The organism is Caulobacter rhizosphaerae (assembly GCF_010977555.1).
GTDB lineage: Bacteria > Pseudomonadota > Alphaproteobacteria > Caulobacterales > Caulobacteraceae > Caulobacter > Caulobacter rhizosphaerae.
In genome coordinates, this window is sequence record NZ_CP048815.1 from 1,355,957 (window position 1) to 1,374,167 (window position 18,211).

Annotated in this window: 15 protein-coding genes and 1 pseudogene; 3 read left to right on the forward strand and 13 right to left on the reverse strand. The window is 70.0% G+C overall.

What is annotated here, in order from left to right; translation table 11 throughout:
- Window positions 1-54: 54 nt before the first annotated feature.
- From G3M57_RS06340 to G3M57_RS06350, 3 genes are all read right to left on the reverse strand, one after another.
- A complete protein-coding gene (locus G3M57_RS06340) occupies window positions 55-891 on the reverse strand; it encodes a rhamnogalacturonan acetylesterase (protein WP_163229493.1) in 837 nt (278 codons plus the stop codon).
- Window positions 891-2,513, reverse strand: coding sequence for a family 43 glycosylhydrolase (locus G3M57_RS06345; protein WP_163229495.1), 1,623 nt, complete (start codon window positions 2,511-2,513; stop codon window positions 891-893). The genes G3M57_RS06340 and G3M57_RS06345 overlap by 1 nt, the downstream gene beginning before the upstream one ends.
- Window positions 2,514-2,739: 226 nt before the next feature.
- On the reverse strand, window positions 2,740-4,179 hold the full coding sequence (locus G3M57_RS06350; RefSeq protein ID WP_163229497.1) for a sugar porter family MFS transporter: 1,440 nt from the start codon (window positions 4,177-4,179) through the stop codon (window positions 2,740-2,742).
- A 275-nt stretch (window positions 4,180-4,454) separates the two neighbouring features.
- Here G3M57_RS06350 and G3M57_RS06355 point away from each other — a divergent pair, with 275 nt between their 5' ends.
- On the forward strand, window positions 4,455-6,674 hold the full coding sequence (locus G3M57_RS06355; protein WP_163229499.1) for a TonB-dependent receptor domain-containing protein: 2,220 nt from the start codon (window positions 4,455-4,457) through the stop codon (window positions 6,672-6,674).
- A 159-nt stretch (window positions 6,675-6,833) separates the two neighbouring features.
- On the opposite strand, the gene xylD is transcribed toward G3M57_RS06355, so the two are convergent.
- The 5 genes and pseudogenes from xylD to G3M57_RS06375 all read right to left on the reverse strand — a co-directional run bounded on the left by xylD (window position 6,834) and on the right by G3M57_RS06375 (window position 11,553).
- Entirely contained in the window at window positions 6,834-8,615 is a 1,782-nt protein-coding gene (gene xylD / locus G3M57_RS06360) for a xylonate dehydratase XylD (protein WP_163229501.1), read from the reverse strand.
- Window positions 8,602-9,477 (reverse strand): D-xylonolactone lactonase, encoded by an 876-nt coding sequence (gene xylC / locus G3M57_RS06365; RefSeq protein WP_163229503.1) that lies wholly within the window; start codon window positions 9,475-9,477, stop codon window positions 8,602-8,604. Before xylC ends, xylD begins: the two co-directional genes overlap by 14 nt.
- Before the next feature lie 33 nt (window positions 9,478-9,510).
- Window positions 9,511-9,627 (reverse strand): annotated as a pseudogene (locus tag G3M57_RS27390) (hypothetical protein); the annotation flags it as partial.
- Entirely contained in the window at window positions 9,618-10,364 is a 747-nt protein-coding gene (gene xylB, locus G3M57_RS06370; RefSeq protein ID WP_056762082.1) for a D-xylose 1-dehydrogenase, read from the reverse strand. The gene xylB and the pseudogene G3M57_RS27390, both read right to left, overlap by 10 nt.
- 37 nt (window positions 10,365-10,401) lie before the next feature.
- The gene (locus G3M57_RS06375; RefSeq protein ID WP_163229505.1) at window positions 10,402-11,553 is read right to left on the reverse strand and encodes a fumarylacetoacetate hydrolase family protein; all 1,152 of its coding nucleotides are present in this window, start codon (window positions 11,551-11,553) and stop codon (window positions 10,402-10,404) included.
- Window positions 11,554-11,763: 210 nt separating this feature from the next.
- On the opposite strand from G3M57_RS06375, the gene G3M57_RS06380 reads away from it, so the two are divergent.
- Window positions 11,764-12,141 (forward strand): DUF427 domain-containing protein, encoded by a 378-nt coding sequence (locus G3M57_RS06380; protein WP_163229507.1) that lies wholly within the window; start codon window positions 11,764-11,766, stop codon window positions 12,139-12,141.
- Between the two features lie 141 nt (window positions 12,142-12,282).
- Here G3M57_RS06380 and G3M57_RS06385 read toward each other — a convergent pair whose 3' ends face one another.
- On the reverse strand, window positions 12,283-13,341 hold the full coding sequence (locus tag G3M57_RS06385; RefSeq protein WP_163229509.1) for a LacI family DNA-binding transcriptional regulator: 1,059 nt from the start codon (window positions 13,339-13,341) through the stop codon (window positions 12,283-12,285).
- A gap of 145 nt (window positions 13,342-13,486) precedes the next feature.
- Between G3M57_RS06385 and G3M57_RS06390 the strand changes: the two genes are divergently transcribed.
- Complete coding sequence (locus G3M57_RS06390; protein WP_056762074.1) at window positions 13,487-14,026, forward strand: NTP transferase domain-containing protein; 540 nt, start codon at window positions 13,487-13,489, stop codon at window positions 14,024-14,026.
- Between the two features lie 81 nt (window positions 14,027-14,107).
- Here G3M57_RS06390 and G3M57_RS06395 read toward each other — a convergent pair whose 3' ends face one another.
- From G3M57_RS06395 to G3M57_RS06410, 4 genes are all read right to left on the reverse strand, one after another.
- Window positions 14,108-15,640, reverse strand: coding sequence for a flavodoxin domain-containing protein (locus tag G3M57_RS06395; protein ID WP_163229511.1), 1,533 nt, complete (start codon window positions 15,638-15,640; stop codon window positions 14,108-14,110).
- A complete protein-coding gene (locus G3M57_RS06400; protein WP_163229513.1) occupies window positions 15,637-16,629 on the reverse strand; it encodes an FAD:protein FMN transferase in 993 nt (330 codons plus the stop codon). The genes G3M57_RS06395 and G3M57_RS06400 overlap by 4 nt, the downstream gene beginning before the upstream one ends.
- A gap of 129 nt (window positions 16,630-16,758) precedes the next feature.
- On the reverse strand, window positions 16,759-17,664 hold the full coding sequence (locus G3M57_RS06405) for a DUF4198 domain-containing protein (protein WP_163229515.1): 906 nt from the start codon (window positions 17,662-17,664) through the stop codon (window positions 16,759-16,761).
- A gap of 11 nt (window positions 17,665-17,675) precedes the next feature.
- A complete protein-coding gene (locus tag G3M57_RS06410) occupies window positions 17,676-18,206 on the reverse strand; it encodes a DUF2271 domain-containing protein (RefSeq protein WP_163229517.1) in 531 nt (176 codons plus the stop codon).
- Between the last annotated feature and the right edge of the window lie 5 nt (window positions 18,207-18,211).

The following is an 18,211-nucleotide window of genomic DNA, read 5'->3' on the forward strand; positions in this document are numbered from 1 at the left end:
GTCCCCACCTCTATCCGCTCATCCTGGCCTTCGCCGGGATGAGCGGTTTATTGGTCACCGAACCAGGTTCCGCGCCAAGTCCGGAACCGCCCTTACCAGCTCCTCGGCGACGATCTCCGAACACGCCGCCGCCCCTGCCGGCCCCAGGTGGGTGTAGTCGAACTTCGACGGGTTCGCGGGCGCCGTCCCGGGCGGATCCATCGGCACGGGCGCGGCGCCGGGGATCGGTGGTTCGTAGAACTTGACGCCCACCGTCGTGCCGCCGGCGATCGCCCTGGCCAGGTCGGGCGAGGGCGGGGCCTCGGCCCAGGCGGCGGCCCTCAGCGAGCCCAGGGCCCGGGCCGCCTCGGCGCTGCGGGCGTTCAGGTCGACCAGCGGCGTCCCCGTCTCCGCGGCGACCGCCCGGACCGCCTGCGCCCACGGGACCAGGTCGTCGACCAGCTTGCCGTCCTTGAACTGCCGGCGCGACAGCGGCGTGACCAGCACCGGACGGGCGCCGGCCGCGCGGGCTTCGGCGACATAGCGTTTCAGGTTTTCGGGAAAGCCGGTCTTCAGGTCGGTCAGCCGCTCGGCCCGGCCGTAGGCGTCGTTGTGGCCGAACTGGATCAGGACATAGGTCTCGGCGAACGGACCGCCCTTCATCTCGCCCAGAGCCAGGGTCCAGGAACCTTCGGCCCGGTAGGTCTTGGTGCTGCGCCCGCCGCGCCCCAGGTTCACGCAGGCGACGTTCGAGGTCACCCGCGTCGCGCAAAACGCCCCGCCCCAGCCGCTGTTCACCGCCGTGGTCGAGTCGCCGACCAGCACGATCTTGGTCGCCTTGAACGGCGGGGGATCGGCGGGGGTCTGGGCGAGGGCGGGCGTCGCGACCAGGGCGGCGAGAAGTAGGCGCATCACGCCAGCGCCCGGTACTTGAACCCCTTGAACCGCGCCGAACCCTTGCCGGCCGCGTAGAGACCAGGCTTCAGCATCAGGAAGCCGCCGCGCACATTGTGGTGGTAGCCCGAGACCTCCATGCCGCGGTCGAAGCGCTTCCAGGTCGCGCCATTGTCGCCGCTGGTGTGGAAGCTGACGATGTGGCGGTCGTTGCGCAGCCGCATCAGCATCTTGGCGCCATGCGGATTGGCCGGCCGGCCGCGCTCGATGCCGTACTGGTGGGTGACGAAGTTCTTCTGGTCAAAGCCCAGGCCGCAATAGAGCTGGCGGTCGTAGAACAGAATCAGGCCGGCGCGGGTGTCGGGATCGACCTCGATCTCGCACTCGATCTCGTAGGCCTGGTCGCCGTTGACGAAGATCAGCGGCGCGCCGGTCGAGGGCGCCTCGCCGGCGCCCTTTAGGGTCAGCACCCCGCCTTCGCGCCTGATGCGGTCGCGCTCGTTCGGCTTGGGGTCGAAGAAGCTCCATTGCACGCCGTACTTGTCGGCCCCGAAGTCGTCCGACAGGGCCATGCCGTGCGGCACAACCTTGCCGCCCTTGGGCTTGGCGAGGGGTTTAGAAAGATCGCCGCCGCCGACCTCGAACCAGCCGTCTTTGGTCCACCGCACCGGCGCCAGCAGGGTCTGACGGCCCAGGGTATAGAAGCCGTTTTCGTAGCCGTGATAGACGGTCCACCAGTCGCCGGCCGGACCCTCGACCAGGGTGGCGTGGCCACGCGACCACCATTTCTCGCTGTTGTTGGTGGTGCGCACGACCGGGTTCTTGGGATCGTCCTCCCAGGGGCCGGCCAGCGACTTGCTGCGGGCGACGATGACCATGTGGCCGGTCGGCGGGCCGGCCGTGCCGCCCACGGCGGTGACCAGGTAATAGTAGTCGCCGCGCCTCATCACCTTGGGGCCTTCGGGCGAGAAGCCCTCGACGTCCCAGTCGTCGGGATAGCGCCAGGGATTGTAGACGTGCTCGGGCTGGCCCACCGTCGACAGGCCGTCGGGAGCCAGCTGGATGCGGTCGCCGCCCGACAGGAACAGCCAGCGCACGCCCTTCTCGTCGACCACGTGGCCGGGGTCGATGTAGCGGGGCAGCTTCAGGTCGACCGGTTCGCTCCACGGGCCCTCGATCCTGTCGGCCCAGATCACGTAGCTGGTGTTGTTGTCGGGGAACTTGGCCGGCAGGTAGATGTAGTAGCGGCCCTTGTGCTTGCAGAGTTCGGGGGCCCAGATCGAGCCGACATTGGTCTTCAGGGCCGGGCCGACCGGCGTCCAGTTCACCAGGTCCTTCGAACGCCAGATCAGCAGGCCCGGATAGGCGTCGAACGACGAGTGGGTCATGTAGTAGTTGTCGCCGTCCTTGAGGATCGACGGGTCGGGGTGGTCGCCGGCCAGGATGGGATTGAGGAAGGTCCCGTCGCCCAGGTCGGCCTTGCGCTGGCCTTCGATCCCCTTGGCCCAGGTCGGTCCGGCGCCGGGCGTCAGCGCGCTGGGCAGCGTCCCCATCTGGGCGTGGGAGGCGGCGGGAACGGCGGCCACGGCCGCGCCGGTCAGCAGGGAGCCCAGGGCGCCGCGGCGGTTGATGTCGACCATGAAAACTTCCTCCCGACTTGCACGTCGCACGGCTTGTTAGCGGCCACTTAGCGACAAGGAAACCATCTTGTCCACCGGTGTCATTCGCGGTTTTCCGGGCGTGGGGCGGCCCGTGAAAGCGACGTCCGGCGCACCGAAAACCGCACAAGAAAACGCCCGGGAGGCGGAACCTCCCGGGCGTTTTTTTAAATACTTGTCCCCCCTCAAAATGGGAGGGAAGAGGCCGTCAGCCCTCCATCGCCTCCAGCTCCTTGCCGCGCGTCTCCTGGACCAGTTTCTGGACCAGGAAGAACGAGACCAGGGCGCTGAGGGCGTAGAAGCCGTAGGTCATCGGCAGGCTCTTGGCGGCCATCGACGGGAAGCTGACCGAGATGGCGAAGTTGGCGATCCACTGGGCGAAGCCGGCGACGGCCAGGGCCGAGCCGCGCATCTGGTTGGGGAACATCTCGCCCAGCATGACCCACATGACCGGGCCCCAGCTGAGGTTGAAGAACACCACATAGGCGTTGGCCGCGAACAGGGCGATCACGCCGGTGTTGTCGGCCAGGTGCAGGGCGCCGTTCACCGTGGTGGCGGTCGAGAAGCACCAGGTCAGGATCCCCAGGGTCACGGCCATGCCGGCCGAGCCGATCAGCAGCAGCGGCTTGCGGCCGATCTTGTCGATGACAGCGATCGTGGCCAGGCAGGCCAGGATCGACAGCGCGCCCGACAGGATGTTGATCTTCAGGCTGTCGTCCTCGGTGAAGCCCACCGACTGCCACAGCACCGAGCCGTAGTAGAAAACGATGTTGATGCCGACCAGCTGCTGGAACACGGCCAGGACCAGGCCGGCCCAGACGATCAGGCGGATCTTCTTGGTGGTCGGGTCCAGCAGGTCCGACAGCTTGGGCTTGTGGTGGTCGGCGGCCAGCGAAGCGCGGATCTCGGCCACCTTGCCGGCGCCCTGGCCGGCGCCGAACAGGCGCGACAGGATCTTCTCGGCCTCGGCGTCCTTGCCCTTGGCGACCAGATAGCGCGGGCTCTCCGGGATCGACAGCAGGCTGAAGAAGAAGATCGCGGCGGGGATGGTCTGCATCCAGAACATCCAGCGCCAGGCGGGCAGACCCATCCAGAACGGCGCGGTCGAGCTGCCGGCGGTGTGGGCCAGGATGTAGTTGGCCACGAACGCGCCGGTCAGGCCGGTGATGATCATGATCTGCTGCACGGACGACAGGCGGCCGCGGATGTTGGCGGGCGTGACTTCCGAGATGTAGACCGGGCACAGCACGCTGGCCGCGCCGACGCCCAGGCCGCCCAGCAGGCGGAAGGCGATGAACACCAGCGAGGTATGCGAGGCGCCCGTGCCCAGGGCGCTGACCAGGAACAGCAGGGACGCGATGATCATCACCGTGCGCCGGCCCCAGACGTCGGCCAGGCGGCCGGCGGCGAAGGCGCCGACGGCGCAGCCGATCAGGATGGCGCCGACGTTCAGGCCGGTGCCCAGCTTGCTGAGGCTGAACGCCTTCTCCAGGCCTTCCTGCGTGCCGTTGATGACGCCGCTGTCGTAGCCGAACATGAAGCCGCCGATGGTGGCGACGGCCACGATGGCGGCGATGAAGGCGATATTCACCTTGGCGCCGTCGGCGCTCATGCCAGGGCTGGGCCCGGCGCTCGAAACTGATGCCACTTTGGTCTTCCCCGATTGGCCCGCAGGCCGCGTTTGATCCCTAACGAGTCCCATTCTGGGCTCTTGGTTGGCCCGACCTTAATGTTAGCGGTATCAGGTCGCAAGCACCCTCAAGATGTCCAGGCTTAAGACGCATTGGCAACGTTGTCATCCGTCCTCCACCGGGTCTGCGCATGAACATTGCCGAAAAGACATTTGCCCCGCGGGCTCCGATGGCGTCTTAGCCTTGGCGTCGGGGGCGAGCGTCCGCCGACGGTTTCTTCGGGGGAAGTCCGTTGCGTCTGAACGTCCTGTTGCTCGCCGCCGTGGCGGGCCTGTCGCCGAACCTGGCCCAGGCGGCCCAGGCGGCCCAGGCGGCCCAGATGGCCCAGGCGGCGCCGACGACCGCCAAGCCCGCGCCCGCCGGCAAGCCGGCCGAGTCCCCGACCGCCGTCGAGGGCGTGACCGTGACCAGCGACTCCACCGCCATGCGCACCTCGATCGACCGCCGCAGCTACAGCGTCGCCAACGACCTGACCGCCAAGACCGGCTCGATCGCCGACGCCCTGCGCAACATCCCCTCGGTCGAGGTCGACGTGCAGGGCAATGTCAGCCTGCGCGGCGATCCCAATGTGACGATCATGATCGACGGCAAGCCGTCCAGCATGTTCAACGGCGACGGCAAGGCCGACGCCCTGCAGCAGATGCCGGCCGACCAGATCGACCGGGTCGAGGTGATGACCAACCCCTCGGCCGCCTACCGTCCCGACGGCACGGCCGGGATCATCAACCTGATCACCAAGAAGACCCGCAAGCCCGGCGCCACCGGCTCGTTCAAGCTGAACGTCGGGCCCGACGGCCGCTACAACACCGGCGTGACCGGCAACCTGGTCAAGGGCAAGCTGACCCTCTCGGGCGACGCCGGCTTCCGCTACGACCGGCAGAAGTTCTGGTCGACCGACGAACGCGACACGACCACCGCCGCCAACCCCGGCGCGCACACCGTGCAGGACGGGGCGTTCAAGAACGCGGGCAGCGCGGTGAACCTGCGCGGCGGGATCGACTACAACCTCACCCCGAAGGACCGGCTCAGCGGCGAGGTGCGGTTCCGGGGCATGGACTACAGCACCGGCGGCGAAGAGACCTTCACGGTCCTGGGCGCGCCGCCCAGCGCCCCGGCCCTGGCCTATGCCCGCGCGTCCAGCGCCAAGATGGACCGCAAGAACGGCGCGGTCAGCGGCGACTGGCGCCACCAGTTCAAGGGCGCCGAGCACGAACTGGACGCTCACCTGGAATACGAGGTCACCGACTTCCAGCGCGACAGCCAGGCCTTCATCGACAACGCGACCAGCGCCGACGTCTACGAAACCTTCGGGTTCGGCGCTGACCAGAACCGGGTCAACTTCAAGCTCGACTACACCCGTCCGATGTCCGACGAGGCCAAGCTGAAGACCGGGCTCGACCTGGAAGGCGTCGACAACGACTACGACAACCATGGAACCCGCGGCCCGTCGCTGGCCGGGCAGATCGTGGATCCCAGCCGCACCAACCGCTTCCTCTACGACCAGGACGTCTATGCCGGCTATGTCACCTACGAGCGGCCGTTCGGCGACTTCACGGCCCTGGCCGGGTTGCGGGCCGAGCAGGTCGAGATCCGCACGGACCAGGTGACCTCGGGCCAGAAGGACGACAACAGCTACTTCCGGGTCTATCCGTCGCTGCACCTGGGCTACACCGTCAGCCAGACCCAGACCCTGACCGCCAACTACAGCCGGCGGGTCCAGCGCCCGCAGGTCCAGGACCTGAACCCCTACCGGATCTACCAGGACCCCAACAACTACCGGGCCGGCAATCCCGACCTGAAGCCGCAGGTCACCGACTCCTACGAACTGGGCTGGCAGTACCGCAAGGGCCCGGCCTCGTACCTGGCCACGGCCTATTACCGCGAGAGCCGCGACGGCGTCACCGACGTGGTCAGCGACCTGGGCGGCGGCGTGTTCCTGAACACCCGCGAGAACCTGGCCAAGAGCCGCAACGGCGGCCTGGAGCTGGTGGCCAACGGCAAGCTGACGCCCAAGCTCAGCTACAACATCAGCGGCAACGCCTTCTGGAACGAGATCGACGCCAGCGACCTGGGCTTCGCCGGCAAGCGGTCGGGCACGACGCTGTCGGGCCGCGCCAGCCTCAGCTGGCAGGCCACGCCCAAGGACTTCTTCCAGCTGAACGGCTTCACGTCCGGCCGGCGCCTGATGCCGCAGGGCTACCGCGAACCGATCTCGCTGCTGAACCTGGGCTATCGCCGCAAGGTCAGCGACCGGCTGAACTTCGTGGTCACGGCCAACGACGTGCTGAACGCGTTCAAGGACGTGACGGTCATCGATACGCCGTGGCTGCGGGAGCGCGCCGAGCGGCGCGCCAATGTGCGGGCGGTGTTCTTCGGCTTCACCTACAGCTTCGGCGGCGGCAAGGCCCGGCCCGAGCAGTTCGACTTCGGCGGCGGGGCGGTCGGGGGCTAGGCGTTGGGCATGGGATCACACCCACTTGCCCCCACCTGACCGCTGCGCGGTCTGTCCGCCCCCAAAGGGGGCGGAGCCTATGGCGCGAAGCTCTTCCCCCTGTGGGGGAAGACGATCGCGAAGCGGTCCGTAGGGGGCAAGTGTTGGCCGCCTAATTCCCTAGTGGTTGTGCCGCGGCAGCTTGCTGGCCAGGTCCTGGTACTTGACCGCGAACTCCAGCACCCCGCCGGTGTCCAGCTGGCCCGTATGGGCGCGGTAGATCTCCTGCCAGGGCGTCATGGTCGCCGGCACGGCCGGAATGCCTTCCTTGCGGCGTTCGGCGATCGTCGCCTCGTCCACCAGGGCGTCGCAGCGGCCGGTGTTCAGGTCGATGCGGATGGTGTCGCCGGTGCGCAGCCACGACAGGCCGCCGCCCACCGCGCTCTCGGGCGAGGCGTTGAGGATCGAGGGGCTGTCGGCGGTGCCCGACTGGCGGCCGTCGCCCAGGGTCGGCAGGCTCATGATGCCGCGCTTCAGCAGGGCGTCCGGCGGCTGCATGTTGACCACCTCGGCCGAGCCCGGCCAGCCGATCGGGCCGGCGCCGCGGATCACCAGGATGCAGTGCTCGTCGATCTCCAGCGCCGGATCGTTGATCCGGGCGTGATAGTCGTCCGAACCGTCGAACACGATGGCCCGGGCCTCGAAGATGTCTTCCTGGCCGGGCTTGCTGAGGTAGCGGGCGCGGAAGTCGGCGCCGATCACGCTGGACTTCATGATCGCGAAGTCGAACAGGTTGCCCTTCAGCACCAGGAAGCCGGCCTTTTCGGCCAGGGGCTGGGCATAGGGGAAGATCACCTCGCGGTCCCTGGTCTCGCGACCTTCCAGGTTCTCCGCCATGGTCTTGCCGGTGACGGTCAGGACGTCGCCGTGCAGGCGGCCCTGCTGCAGCAGTTCCCACAGCACGGCGGGCGCGCCGCCGGCCCGGTGGAAGCGCTCGCCCAGGTACTTGCCGGCCGGCTGCATGTTGACGATCAGCGGGATGTCGTAGGCCGCGCGCCAGTCGTCGGCGGTGATTTCGAGCCCCGCATGCCGCGCCATGGCGGCGATATGAGGCTGGGCGTTGGTCGAGCCGCCGGCCGCCGCGACCAGGGCGATGGCGTTCTCGAACGCCTGCTTGGTCAGGATGTCCTTGGGCTTGATGTCTTCATAGGCCAGGTCGACGATCCGCTGGCCCGTGCGATAGGCCATCTGGCCGCGCTCGCGATAGGGCGCCGGGATCGCCGCGCAGCCGGTCAGCGACAGGCCCAGGGCCTCGGCCACGGCGTTCATGGTCGAGGCCGTGCCCATGGTGTTGCAGTGGCCGGCCGAGGGGGCGCTGTCGGCGGCGCGCTGGATGAACTCGTCCTCGTTGATCTCGCCCGCCGCCAGCTTGCGCCGCGAGCGCCAGATCACCGTGCCCGAGCCGACCAGCTCGCCGTCGTGCCAGCCGTCCAGCATCGGACCGCCCGACAGGACGATGGCCGGGATGTTGACCGTGGTGGCGGCCATGATGCCGGCCGGGGTGGTCTTGTCGCAGCCGGTGGTCAGCACGACCGCGTCGATCGGATAGCCGTGCAGGGTCTCGACCAGACCCAGATAGGACAGGTTGCGGTCCAGGGCCGCGGTCGGCCGCCGGCAGTTCTCGAAGATCGGGTGGACCGGGAACTCCATCGGGATGCCGCCGGCGTCGCGGACGCCGTCGCGGATCCGGGTGACCAGGTCCAGGTGGATGCGGTTGCACGGCGAGATGTCGCTGCCGGTCTGGGCGATGCCGATGATCGGCTTGCCGCTGCGCAGCTCCTCCGGGGTGATCCCGTAGTTCATGAACCGCTCCAGATAGAGGGCGGTCATGTCGATATGGTCGGGATTATCGAACCAGTCGCGCGAGCGGAAGCGGCGGGGGGTACGGTTAGGGGAGGTCAAGGCGCACCTCGTACTGGGGCTGGCCGGCCACGGCGACGGGCAGGGCGAACAGGCCGCCGCACAGGGGATAGGCGGCCAGTTGCTCGTCGCTCAGGCCCTTGCGGGCGGTGGTGAAGTAGAGAGTCTTCAGGTCGGGCCCGCCGAAGCAGGGCTTGGTGACGTTGATGGCGTCCAGGGTCACCCGGTCCACGACCTCGCCCTCGGGCGACAGGCGCAGGGCGCCGTGGCCGCCCCACAGGGCTGTCCAGACATAGCCTTCGGCGTCGACCACCGAGCCGTCGGGCCAGGCGTCGTCCATCTCGAGCTTGAAGAACACGCGCTTGTTCGACAACTCGCCCTCGGGGCTCAGATCATAGGCCCAGATCACCTTTTCCAGGGTGTCGGTGTGATAGAAGGTCTTGCCGTCGGGCGACACGCAAGGACCGTTGGTGATGCAGACGCCGTCGTCCTGCTTCAGCGGCCGGCCGGCCTCGTCCAGGCGGTAGAGCGCGCCGGTCAGGGTGGTCTCGGCGTCGTGCATGGTGCCGAACCACAGGCGGCCCGCGCCGTCGACCGTGGCGTCGTTGGGCCGGTTGTCCAGGGCCGCGTCCTCGATCTCGCCCAGGAAGGCGAAGCCGCTGTCGGGGTGGAAGTGGTGCAGGCCGCTTTTGAGCCCCGCCACGAAGCCGCCGCCGGCCCGGGGCGCCAGGAAGGTCACCTGGTCGGGGGCGTCGAAGCTGGCGGTCGCGCCGCTGGCCGGATGGAAGCGGTGGACCTTGTGGCTCTTGATGTCGACGAACCACACGGCCTGCTCCTCGGCGGACCAGATCGGCCCCTCGCCGAGGGTGGCTTTCAGATCCCAGACGCAGGTGGGGGTAGGCATGGTGGTCTCCGCGAAAGCTGACGGTCAACGGGACCGCCCTCGTCCTTCGACAAGCTCAGGATGAGGGCTATTGCTGAGCCCGCAGTAGAAACCCTCATCCTGAGCTTGTCGAAGGACGAGGGTTTCGCATCCGAGAGCGACTAACGCCAGCCGGCGTCGATCCAGTATTCGTGACCCGTGCACAGGCTGGCGTCGTCCGAGGCCAGGAACATCACCAGCGAGGCGACGTGGTCGGGGACCAGGCGGCCCTTCAGGGCCTGGGCCTTGACGATCTCGGCCTCGCCCTCGGGCGTGTACCACTTCTCCTGGCGCTTGGTCTTGATGTTGCCCGGCACCACGCACGTGACGCGGATGTCGTCGGGGCCGAGCTCGCGGGCCAGGGCCCGGGTCATGCCCTCGATGCCAGCCTTGGCGGTTTCGTAGAGGACCAGGTCCTCCAGGCCCAGGTGCCAGCTGATCGAGCCGAAATTGATCACCGCCCCGCCGCCGCGCGCCTTCATGCCCGGGGCCACGGCCTGGGTGCAGAACAGCATGTGGCGCAGGTTGACGTTCATGCGCTCGTCCCAATAGGCGGGCGTCACCTCGGCCAGCTTGTGGCGGTCGTCGTTGCCGGCGTTGTTGACCAGCACGTCGATGGGGCCGATCTCGGCGAAGGCCTTGGCCACGGCGTCCAGGTCGGTCAGGTCGCAACGCCTGTAGACCGGCGCGATCGGCGAGTCCGACAGCTGGGCCGCCAGGGCCTTGGAGTCCTCGTCGGCGACGTCGAGAAAGATCACCTCGGAGCCCTGGCGCGCGAATCCGGCGACGAGGCCGGCGCCGATGCCCGAGCCGCCGCCGGTGATGACGACGCGTTTGCCCTTGAGGCTGGGATAGATGGCAGAGGACATACGCGTCACGACCAGGAAGAGACGATTTTCAGGGAGATCACAGCAGGCCGCGGCCGGCCAGATTGCGGATCAGGGCGGAGACGCCGAACGTCCACGGAGCGGCGAGATCGCAGGTGGTCACCTCGTTCTCCAGCACGCCCAGCTTGGGGGTGGCGACGCGGACGCGGTCGCCGACCTTGTGGGTGAAGCCCTGGCCCGGCGCGTCGCGATCCTGGATCGGTGCGAACATGGTGCCCAGGAACAGGGCGAAGCCGTCCGGGTACTGGTGCTGCTTGCCATAGGCCTGGCCGGCCAGCACCGCCGGGTCGCGGCTGATCAGGCTCATGTTGCTGTGGCCGTCCAGCACGAAGTTGTCGCGGCCGGTGATCTTCAGCGTCACCTCGGCCGAGCGGACGTCGTCCAGGCTGAAGCCGTCGTCGAACAGCCGGAAGAACGGCCCGATGGCGCACGAGGCGTTGTTGTCCTTGGCCTTGCTGAGCAGCAGGGCCGAGCGGCCTTCGAAGTCGCGCAGGTTGACGTCGTTGCCCAGCGAGGCGCCGCGGATCCGGCCCGATCCGTCGCACAGCAGCACGACCTCCGGCTCGGGATTGTTCCAGTGGCTGTCGCTGCGCACGCCCACGTGGTCGCCCCAGCCCATCGAGGACAGGGTCGGACCCTTGGTGAAGATCTCGGCGTCGGGGCCGATGGCGACTTCCAGATATTGCGACCACAGGCCGCTCTTGATCAGGGTCTGCTTCAGGCGCTCGGCGCCCTCCGAGCCGGGATCGACGCTGCGCAGGTCGCCGCCCATGCTGGCCGACAGCTGCTCGCGGATCTGCAAGGCGGCGGCGGCGTCGCCGCGGGCCCGCTCCTCGATCACCCGCTCCAGGGTCGAGACGGCGAAGGTCACGCCGGCCGCCTTCAGCACCTGCAGGTCGACCGGGGCCAGCAGCTTGGCGGCCGCGCCCTCCGGGTTCTCCCAGACGGCGCGCACGTCCAGCGCTTCCAGCGGACCCAGGTCCTCGCCGCGCGGGATCGCCGCGCCGGGCGCGAAGGCGTTCATCAGGTCCGAGGTCGTCGGCGCGATCCGGCTGACATCCTCGATGCGGCCGCCGCGGATCAGGACCGGGGTCGGGCCCTGGCCGAAATCGATGCGGCCCAGCAGGGTCGCGTCGCGCCAGTCGTCGGGAAGGAAATCACTGAGGGCCACCGGTCGTCTCTCCCTAGCGGGCGCGTTGGGACCGGTCTTGACTCGCCGCCCACGCCCCCCGTCATTCGTCGATCACGTTGTTAGCGCTAACACGACGCCCAGCGCAAGCCCCGCCGCGACGGCCAAATCGCGCCGCGTCCCCCGACGCGCCCTGGCGGACCGCCGTCGGTAGAACCACGTAAGAGGCGCAAGCTCAAGCAGGACAACGCCATGACCGACCGGCCAATCAGAATCCCGGGCCCCGACCACCCGATCAGCATCACGCGCAATTCAAGACGCGTGGTCGTCACCCTGGGCGGCAAGGTCGTGGCCGACACCCGCGAGGCCCTGACGCTGCAAGAGGCGTCCTATCCGCCGGTGCAATACATCCCGCGCAAGGACGTCGACATGGCGCTGCTGGCCCGCACCGACCACGCCACCTACTGCCCGTACAAGGGCGAGGCCTCCTACTACAGCCTGCCGCTGGGCGGCGCGCGCTCGGCCAACGCGGTCTGGGCCTATGAGTCGGCCCATCCGGCGGTGGCGGCGATCCAGGATCACCTGGCGTTCTATCCCGACCGCGTGGACGGGATCGTCGAGGAGGGGTGATCTCATCCTGAAGCTTCGCTCAGGATGAGGTTTTCAAATACCGCCGCTTGCCAATGGCCCTCATCCTGAGCTTGTCGAAGGACGAGGGCCTACGCGGCGTCGCTCATGAAGGCGCTCGAAATGCCGCCTAGAACTAGGCCCTCACCCCTCCGGCGCCGGCCCCGTCGAATCGCGCACGATCAGGGTGTGCGGGTGCATCAGCTGGCGGGGCTCGCCGGTCTTGCCGCGCTGGCGGCGGATCTCTTCCAGCACCAGGTCGACGGCGGCGCGGGCCATGGCGGCGATGGGCTGGTGGACGGTGGTCAGGGCCGGCCAGATGTTGGCGGCGATCGAAGTGTCGTCGAAACCGACGATCGACACGTCCTCGGGCACGTCCAGGCCCATGCGGTGGGCCACGCCCGCTGTGGCCGCGGCCATGTCGTCGTTGCCGGCGAAGATGGCGGTGGGTCGGTCGTCCTCGCCCAGCAGTCGCTCGGCGGCCTCCAGGCCCGAGCGGTAGGTGAAGTAGCCCTGCTCGATCCGGACGTTCTCGTCCGAAATCCCGGCGACCTTCAGGGCGGCCAGGAACCCGTCAAGGCGCTGCTGGCTGACGGTCTGGTTGGGGTGGCCCTTGATGATCCCGAAGCGCTTGTGGCCCAGGCCCAGCAGGTGCTCGGCCAGCTCGAAGGCGGCGGCCTCGTTGTCGATGCGGATGGTGGCCATGTCGGCGCTGGCCTTGCCGGGCGCCACGGCCACGGCGGCGGCGCCGGCCGCCTTGACCTCGGCCAGAACCTGGGCGCTCTCGCACAGCGGGGCCGGCAGGATCAGGCCGTCGACGCCGGTCTTCAGCAGGCGGGTCAGGGTGGCGCCGGCCAGTTCGGGCTCGGCGCACTTCTCGATCACCACCTGGGCGCCGGTGCGGCTGCTCTCGTCCAGGGCGCCGACCAGGAACTCCGACAGATAGCCGGTCGAGGGGTTGTCGTAGAGCAGGCCGATGCGAAATGGGGCCGAGCCGGCCAGGCTGCGGGCGGCGGGGTTGGGGGCGTAGTTCAGCTCGGTGATCGCCGCCTCGACCAGGGCCCGGGTCTCTTCCTTGACCGTGGTCTCGCGATTGATCACCCGCGACACGGTCATCGGCGACACCCCGGCCAGGGCCGCCACGTCGCGGATGGTCGCGCTCTGGGTCGTGCGGCGGCGCTGGCGCTCGTTGCGGTCGTTCATCGATGGTCCGTCCCTTGATCGCGGCGGACACTAGACCGTTTCGGCCATGTCTTGGAAGCCAGGCCGCAAGTCTTTGAACCGCCAGGGAAGCCCGCGCGGCCCGGCGGGTGCAGACGGCGATCTTCCGGTGGCCTAGATTGGCGGCATGACCCACGACGCCGTCCCCTTCGGAGCGATCATCCTGACCGGCGGCGCCTCGCGCCGCATGGGCGCCGACAAGGCGGCGCTGGACTGGGACGGCCAGCGGTCGGTGGACCGGGTGGCGGCCCTGGCGCGCGCGGCCGGCGCTGTCCGCGTGCTGACGGCCGGGCGCGACCATGGGCTGGAGCATGTCGACGACCCTGCGCCGGGCGCGGGACCGGTCGGCGGCGTGCTGGCCGGGGCCCTGGCCCTGGCGGCCCACGGCCTGGGGCGGGCCCTGGTCCTGGCGGTGGACGCCCCGACCGTGACGGTCGAGGACCTTCAGCCGCTGCTGGCGGCGGCCGCGCCGGGGGCAGTCTATGAGGGTTTGCCGGTGCCGATGGCGCTGGCCCTGGCCGCCCTGCCGGCCGAGGCCGAAGCCGGCTGGCCGCTGCGGCGGCTGGTGGAGCGGGCGGGGCTGGCGGTCTTGGCCTGCGACGAAACCGTGCGGGCCCGGCTGCGGGGGGCCAATACGCCGGAGGAGCGAGATCGCTTGTCGCGCTGACGGGGACATGCCCTCGCGGCGTGTCCCCAAGTCTCGCACTGCGTTTTGTGGGGACACGCCGCGAGGGCATGTCCCCGGCCTTCAGTACACGTCCCGCCGATACCGTCCCTCGTCGGTCAGGCGCTCCATGACCTCCGCGCCCAGGACGGTCGTCAGCGTTGCGTGGACCTCGCCGGACATGCCCTCCAGCGAGCCGCAGACATAGATCGCCGCGCCGTCGGCGACCCAGGCGCGCAGGGCGTCGGCGGCCTCCATCAGCCGGTGCTGGACATAGACCTTGCGGTCCTGGTCGCGGGAGAAGGCCAGGTCGAGGCGTTGCAGGACGCCCCCGGCGCGCCAGGCCTCGATCTCGTCGCGGTGGAAGTAGTCGTGGGCCGCCGTGCGCTCGCCGAACACCAGCCAGTTGCGATGACGGCCGGCGGCGGCGCGGGCCTTCAGGTGGGCGCGCAGGCCGGCCAGCCCCGTGCCGTTGCCGATCAGGATCAGCGGCCGGTCGTCCGAGGGCGCGTGGAAGGCGCGGTTGGTCCGCACGCGCGCGGCGATCTCGGCGCCCTCGGCGGCGTGGAGGGTCAGCCAGCCCGAGCCCAGGCCCGGCTTGCCGTCGGCCCGCCTCATGGCCCGGACCAGCAGCTCGACCCCGCCGTCGGCCGGCAGGGAGGCGATCGAATATTCGCGGTGGGGCAGGGCCGGCAGGGCGTCGACCAGGGCCTGGGGCGTGGTCGCGGGGATGCTGTCGTCGTGGGGCAGGCGGCGCCAGGACAGGACCTCGGCCAGGGTCGTCCCCTCTTGGGCGACCACGGGGGCGGACAGGTCCAGCCCCAGCCGCGCCAGCAAGGCGGCGACCTCGGCCGGGGCGTTGCGGGGCCCGACCTCGAGAATGTCGCCGGCCTCCCAGGTCGCGGCGTCCAGCGGCTCGAGCCGAAGATGGAAGGCCGCGTCGCCCGGACCGCCCGGGTTCAGGCGGCGACGCTCGGCCAGCCGCCAGCGGCCGTAGCGCGGCCGGGTCCAGTCGGGGGCGTCGGTGACGCCGGCCAGCACGCCGACATGGGCCTGCCAGTGGCGCAGGGCGGCCGGGTCGCCGTCGTCGACTTCGACCCGGTCGAACAGCGGCGTCGCGCCCCGATGGGCCAGCCAGGCGTCCAGCGTCCGGCCGAAGGCGCAGAACCGAGCGTAGCTGCTGTCGCCCAGGGCCAGCACGCCGTAGTCCAGGCCGTGCAGGGCCGGCTCGCCGTCCATGACGTCGCGGATGAAGCGGCGGGCCGTGTCGGGGGCGTCGCCCTCGCCGGTGGTGCTGGCCACGAACAGGGCGCGGCCGGCTCCCGCCAGGTCGGAAGCGGTCACCTCGGCCAGGCTCTTCAAGGTGACGCGCCCGCCGGCGTCGCCCAGCAGCCGGGCGGTGGCCAGGGCCAGTTCCTCGGCGAAGCCGGTCTGGCTGGCGTGGACGACCAGGACGCTCGCCCCGGTCCCCGCCGACAAGGCCCGGGTCGCGCGGTCGGCGGCCTGGCGGCGCAGGGCCTCGCGCCAGGCGACGGCGAGGCAGAACAGCAGATAGCCGCACAGCACCAGCCCGGCGGTCGACAGGCGGTCGGACGAAAGGGCTTCCCAAGCGCTCATGCGTCGAGCATCGCCGACAAGGCCGGCGACAGGCGCTCCTCCAGGCCGGTCGGGCCGTGGGCGAGGATCATCGCGGCCAGGCCGTGCTCTGTCGCGAAGCCCAGGGCCGCGTCGGGCGCCATCACGGTCAGGGCCGTGGCGTAGGCGTCGGCGCGCATGCAGCTTGCGTCCAGCACCGCGACGCTGACCGTAGGGTTGGCGACCGGCGCGGCGGTGGCGGGATCCAGGGTGTGGGCGTAGCGGCGGCCGCCGTGCTCGAAGAACCGGCGGTAGTCGCCCGAGGTGGCCACGGACAGGCCGTGCAGGGCGACCAGGGTGCGAAGGCCGTCATTGGCCGTGGGCGGGCGTTCCAGCTCGACCCACCAGGGCTGGCCGTCCGGCTTGGCCCCGGTTCCGCGCAGCTCGCCGCCGACCTCGACCAGGTATGAGCGGACGCCGGCCCGGTCGAGGGCGGCGGCGACCTGGTCGACCGCGAACCCCTTGGCGATCCCGTTGAGGTCCAGCCGCAGCCCGCCCGGCTGGAACAGGCTGTCGCCGTCCAGCGTCACGCGGCGCCAACCCGCCGCTTCCCGGGCGTCGGCGATGTCCTGGGCCCGCGGCGGCGCGCCGGAGAAGGGGCGGGGGCCGAAGCCCCAGAGGTCGACCAGGGCCCCCAGCGTGGGGTCGAAGGCGCCGTCGGTGCGCTCGGCGATCTCCAGGGCGGCGCGCAGCACCAGGGCGAAGGCCGGGGGCAGGGCGGTCCAGCCGCTGGCGGCGGCGCGGTTGAAGCGCGACAGGTCCGACAGCGGATCCCACGGGCTCATTTGCCGAACGACCTCGTCCAGCACCCGCTGGGCCATGGCGGTCAGGGCCTGGGCGTCGGTGGTCGGCGGGGCGATCAGCCTGACCGACCAGGTCGTGCCCATCGTCCGGCCGCCAAGCGCCAGCACCGCGCCGCCGATCGGACGGGCGGGCGGCTCGGCGAGCTGGGGGACGAGGACGCGGGTCATTCGGGTGATCTCAAATCGTTGTCATCCCGATCGAAGCGAAGCGGCTGTCCGATCTCTGGAACGACGGTGAGGGACGTTCCGCGGCGCTCGCCACATCGCCTTGCCGCGCGGATGACAACGTTTGTGAGCCTAGGGCCGCAGGGCTTCGAGCGTGGCGGTGTAGCTGGCGCTCATGCCGTCGCCGGCCTGAGGCGTGGCGGGGGCCGCGCCGCCGCCGGGGGCGCCGCCGCCCGGACCGCCCATGCCGCCGCCCGGACCGCCAGGGCCGCCCGGGCCCCGGCCGGTCTCGCCCGTCCGCACCACGGCGTTCATCCAGTACATGCCCGCTTCGGGGAAGGTGACCTTGAACGCGCCGTCGGCGCCGGTCTTGACCTTGAAGTCGCCAGGCGTGGCGCGGTAGCGCGAATTGCCGGGGGCGAAGGTCACCTCCAGGTCGGCGGCCGGCTTGCCGTCCAGCAGGAACTTGAAGGTCGCGGCCTCGCCGGCCACCAGGTCGTTGGGGTGGGTCACCGGAACCAGCTCCAGGCCCTTGCCGGTCGGGGCGAACACCGTGGTGGTCGGCGCGTCGCGGGTGACGAAGGTTTCGTTGCGGTTGAAGCTCTTGATGGTCTTCAGGTCGGCGGCGCCGGCTGGGACCTGCTTGGCGAAGTCCTCGGGCGAGCCGCGGAAGCGCTTGACCTGGCCGTCCTGCGTCCAGCTGGCCATCACGGTGCTGACCGCCGAGCCGATCTTGTAGGTGCCGGGCTTGGAGAGCTGGACGTCGAAGGTCGAGCGGTACTTGCCGGTGGCCGGGTTCTGGATCTTGTCGACGGAACCGTCCGGCGCGGTGACGGTCACCGCGTCCAGGCGCATCGGGTTGTGGTCGGCGTAGAACAGCTCGTTGGAGATCGCCGCGTCCAGCGTCACCCAGGCGCCGTCGCCCGACAGCACGGTGAACGACGGCACGATCCAGCCGCGGTGGGCGTTGGCGGCCAGCGGCAGGGCCAGGACGAGGCCGGCGGCCGCGACGGCGAGAAGGCGATTGCGCAGGGACATGGCGTTTCTCTCTATTTGACGGCGACGGTGACGGCGCCCAGTTCGGCCGTCCCCTTGGCGGTAGCGAGCTTGCCCGGTTTGCCCCAGGCGAACGGCACGCGGACGGCCTCCTGGCCGCCGACCTCACGGGCGGCCTCGACCACCAGGTTGTACTGGCCGGGCTTGAGGTCCTTCAGCGGGCCCTTGGCCCCGCTGAACACCAGTTTCTGCGGACCCGGCGCGCGGGTGGCGCCGCTGACCCCGTCGGCCGGAAAGGTCATCGTGCGGCCGGCCTTGCGCCACCACTGGCGCATGTCCTTCAGCCACTTGACGCCCTTATCCTCCTTGGAGCCGAAGTCGTACCAGACCGCCAGGGTGCCGGCGGCGGTGGCGTCGGCCGGGTTCTCGATCCAGATCGAGACATAGGGCTTGTGGTACTCGGCGACCGTCAGGCGCGGCACCTCGACCGTGATGGCGAGGTCACCGGCCAGGGCGGGCGCGGCGCCGACAGCGGCTCCAGCGAAGGTCAGCAGGGATAGCGAAAGCTTCGGGGAGCGCTTCATGGGGG